General features: G+C 66.1%; 4 protein-coding genes and 1 pseudogene. 4 read left to right on the plus strand and 1 reads right to left on the minus strand.

What is annotated here, in order from left to right; translation table 11 throughout:
- A partial coding sequence (locus P1U75_RS04610; protein ID WP_300240356.1) for an ABC transporter permease occupies positions 1-572 on the minus strand: 572 nt, incomplete at its 3' end.
- A 119-nt stretch (positions 573-691) separates the two neighbouring features.
- Between P1U75_RS04610 and cysQ the strand changes: the two genes are divergently transcribed.
- From cysQ to P1U75_RS04630, 4 genes and pseudogenes are all read left to right on the plus strand, one after another.
- Complete coding sequence (cysQ, locus tag P1U75_RS04615) at positions 692-1489, plus strand: 3'(2'),5'-bisphosphate nucleotidase CysQ (protein ID WP_300240359.1); 798 nt, start codon at positions 692-694, stop codon at positions 1487-1489.
- Positions 1489-2292 (plus strand): manno-octulosonate cytidylyltransferase, encoded by an 804-nt coding sequence (locus P1U75_RS04620; protein ID WP_300240362.1) that lies wholly within the window; start codon positions 1489-1491, stop codon positions 2290-2292. Before cysQ ends, P1U75_RS04620 begins: the two co-directional genes overlap by 1 nt.
- Positions 2289-3566, plus strand: a complete 1278-nt coding sequence (locus tag P1U75_RS04625) for a glycosyltransferase (RefSeq protein WP_300240365.1) — start codon at positions 2289-2291, stop codon at positions 3564-3566. The genes P1U75_RS04620 and P1U75_RS04625 overlap by 4 nt, the downstream gene beginning before the upstream one ends.
- A 103-nt stretch (positions 3567-3669) precedes the next feature.
- Positions 3670-3810, plus strand: a pseudogene (locus P1U75_RS04630) (UTP--glucose-1-phosphate uridylyltransferase); the annotation flags it as partial.

Here is a 3810-nt window from a genome sequence, read left to right on the forward strand (position 1 = left end):
GCGCGCTGATAGACCGAGGAGATCACGCTGACCCCCGTCGGAAACCAGGGCCGCACCGCCAGCAGGACCATTCCCACGGCACAACCGGTGAACCAGGAAAGAATGACCATGCCCAGGGCCGGTATCGGCTGGTGAATGGTGATCGGAGTGATCGCCACGTGATAAATGAACAGGATGACGATCATCGTCAGCACCTGGATATACAGCGCCCCGACCGCCGCCGCGGTAATGGTGATCGCCGTGTTCATCGGCGCATGCTGCATCATCGGGTGGTTCGGCCCCTCGGACCGCACGATCGCGCCCACCGCCTTGGCGTGGCACATGTAAAGGAAAATGCCGGACATCACGTACAGCATGAAGTCCCCGCGCACGGCCGAGCGGCGCAGCCCGAGCACGGAAAACATCACGTAAAAGGCCATGACAAAGACCACCACCTGCAACATGTTCTTGCCGATGGCGATGAAGGCATTGCTGTGCGACGCCCGCACGCTGCGGACAACCGAATGAAAGATCAGCTCGAGGATCGTGACCGCGCCGGATATTTTCGAGCGCTGTGTACGGAGTTGAAACATTCAGCCTCGGCCTCGTTGCTTGGTCTCATTCCACCATGGACGGCTTGCCGTTTTTTTGCATCCACAGCATAAGTGGCGGCAGATTTATCAGCAATCCAGCGCAAAAATGGAGCCATTTTGTGGAATATGATGCCTTAATTCCCGTGATACGCAAACTCGCAATCGAGGCGGGGACCAAGATCATGCAGATTTACAACGCCGACGACTTCGACGTGAAGGTCAAATCCGACGACAGCCCGGTGACCGAGGCGGACGAGGCGGCGGACGCGCTGATCTCGGACGGGTTGCGGGCGGCCTTTCCCGGGATGATGCTGGTGACCGAGGAACAGGCGGCCTCGCACGGGCTGACCGGAGAGACCTTTCTGATTGTCGATCCGCTGGACGGGACCAAGGAATTCATCAATCGCCGCGGCGATTTCACTGTCAACATCGCGCTGGTCGAGGGCGGCGTGCCGACCCGCGGCGTGGTCTATGCCCCGGCCAGGGACCGCATGTTCTTTACGCTCGCCGATGGCACCTCGGTCGAGGAGGCGGGACCGTTCGATCCCGAAAAGATTGGCGACACCCATCCGATCCGCGTCGCCGAGAGTGACAACGACGCCCTGTTGGTGGTGGCGTCGAAATCGCACCGCGACCAGGCCACCGACGATTACATCAACAAGTACAACGTCAAGGACAGCAAGAGCGCCGGATCGTCGCTCAAGTTCTGCCTGGTCGCCACCGGCGAGGCCGACCTCTACCCGCGCGTCGGGCGGACGATGGAATGGGACACCGCCGCCGGCCACGCGGTGCTGCTGGGCGCCGGCGGCAAGGTGGTGCGCTTCGACGACCACACGCCGCTGACCTACGGCAAGGAGGGGTACGCCAACCCGTTCTTCATCGCCTATGCCCCGGGCGTGAAGCTCAAGTCGGCGTAATGCCTGTCCTGGTCGCGATACCGGCGCGCTACGCCTCAACCCGCTATCCGGGCAAGCCGCTGGTGGCGCTGAAGGGCGCGACCGGCGCGGCAAAAAGCCTGATCCGGCGCAGCTGGGAGGCGGCCTGTGCCGTGCAGGGCGTCGACCGGGTAGTGGTTGCCACCGACGACGACCGTATCCGCGCGGCCGCCGAGGGCTTCGGCGCCGAGGTGGTGATGACATCCGAGAGTTGCGCCAACGGCACCGAACGCTGCGCCGAGGTGCTCGATACCCTTGGCGGCGGCTTTGACATCGTGGTCAACCTGCAGGGCGACGCGCCGCTGACCCCAGCCTGGTTCGTCGAGGGGCTGGTCGCCGGGCTGCGCGCCGATCCGATGGCCGAGGTCGCCACCCCGGTGCTGCGCTGCGACGGGCGCGCGCTGAACGGGTTTCTCGACGACCGCAAGGCCGGGCGCGTGGGCGGCACCACGGCGGTCTTCACCAAGGACAACCACGCGCTCTACTTCTCCAAAGAGGTGATCCCCTACACCCCGGCCCGCTATCCCGACAACGCGGCGGAAACCCCGGTCTTTCACCATGTCGGCGTCTATGCCTACCGCCCCTCGGCGCTGGGCGCCTATCCGCGCTGGCCTGCCGGGCCGCTGGAACAGCTCGAAGGGCTGGAGCAATTGCGGTTCATCGAGCACGGGCACCGCATCCTCTGCGTCGAGGTCGAGGCGCGCGGGCGGCAGTTCTGGGAGCTGAACAACCCCGAGGACGTGGCCCGGATCGAGGCCATGATGGCGGAGATGGGGGTGGCATGAGCGCGGGGCTGACGGTCTCTGTCGTGATCGTCAGCCACAACCGTGCGCAGGTGCTGCGCCGCTGCCTGCTGGGGGTGTCGCAACTGCGCTATCCCCGGTTCGAGGTGGTGGTGGTCGCCGATGCCGCCGGGCGCGCGGCGCTGCGCGGCCTGCCGTTCGCCGCACAGGCAAAGTTGATCGCCTTCGAGGACGCCAATATCTCCGCCGCGCGAAATGCCGGTATTGCCGCCGCGGCGGGTGATGTGGTGGCCTTTCTCGACGATGACGCGGTGCCCGAACCCACCTGGCTTACCCATCTTGTCGCCGCCTTCGCCGACCCCGCCGTGGCGGCGGCAGGCGGTTATGTGCGCGGGCGCAACGGGATTTCGTTCCAGTCGCGTGCCGCGACGGTCGATGGAGAGGGGCGGGAGGTCCCGCTGGATCTCGACCCCGGACGCATCACCCTGCTGACCGCCCGCCCCGGCCGGGCGATCAAGACCGAGGGCACGAACATGGCGGTCCGCCGCGCGGTGCTGGCTGACCTGGGCGGGTTCGATCCACGCTACCGCTTCTTTCTGGACGAGACGGACCTGAATCTGCGGTTGGCCGAACGCGGGGCGGTAACCGCCCTTGTGCCGCTGGCGCAGGTGCACCACGGCTTTGCCGTGAGCGCGCGGCGGCGCGCCGACCGGGCGCCGCGCGACCTGAGCGAGATCGGGGCAAGCTGGGCGGTGTTCCTGTCGCGCCACTGTCCCGAGGCGCGCCGGGCTGAGGTCTGGGCCGACATCCAGGCGCGCGAGCGCCGCCGCCTGCTGCGCCACATGGTAGCGGGGCGGCTGGAACCGCACGACGTCACCCGCCTGTTGGCCGGGCTGCGCACCGGCCACGCCAAAGGGCGCGCGCGCCAGCCTGTGCCGCAGGAGCCTCTGCCCGAACCCGGAACACCGTTCCGCCCGGTGTCGCTGCGCCCTGATGCGCGGTCGGTTCTGCTGGCCGGGCGGGCCTGGGCGCGGCGGCGGCTGCATCAACAGGCGCGGATCGAGCTGTCGGCGGGCAATACCGTCACGCTGTTCCGGTTTTCGCCGACGGCGCTCTTTCACCGGGTGCGGTTCGCCGAGGATGGCATCTGGGAACAGACCGGCGGTCTGTTCGGGAAAAGTACGCGGTCGCAGCCGCTGTTGCGGGCCTGGTCCTTTGCCGGGCGGGTCCGCGCCGAGGCCGAACGGCAGCGTGCAACGCGCGGTTTTGATGCAGCGGCGTGCTTTAAACCGCACGAAGCGGAAAAATTACGCTAAAGGGCGCAGGATTCCGCCACTCTGACATGTGTCACCGGGAAATGAGGTGTATGGAGGCGCCGAGACGAACTGAATTGATATGACTAGAGCTTGAGGTTGAGTAATGCGCAAGAAGGTGACGAAGGCGATTTTTCCGGTCGCGGGTCTTGGAACGCGGTTTTTGCCGGCGACGAAGTCGGTTCCCAAGGAGATCATGACGCTGGTGGATCGTCCGCTGGTGCAATACGCGATCGACGAGGCGCGG

Source organism: Antarcticimicrobium sp. (assembly GCF_029212575.1).
GTDB lineage: Bacteria > Pseudomonadota > Alphaproteobacteria > Rhodobacterales > Rhodobacteraceae > Antarcticimicrobium.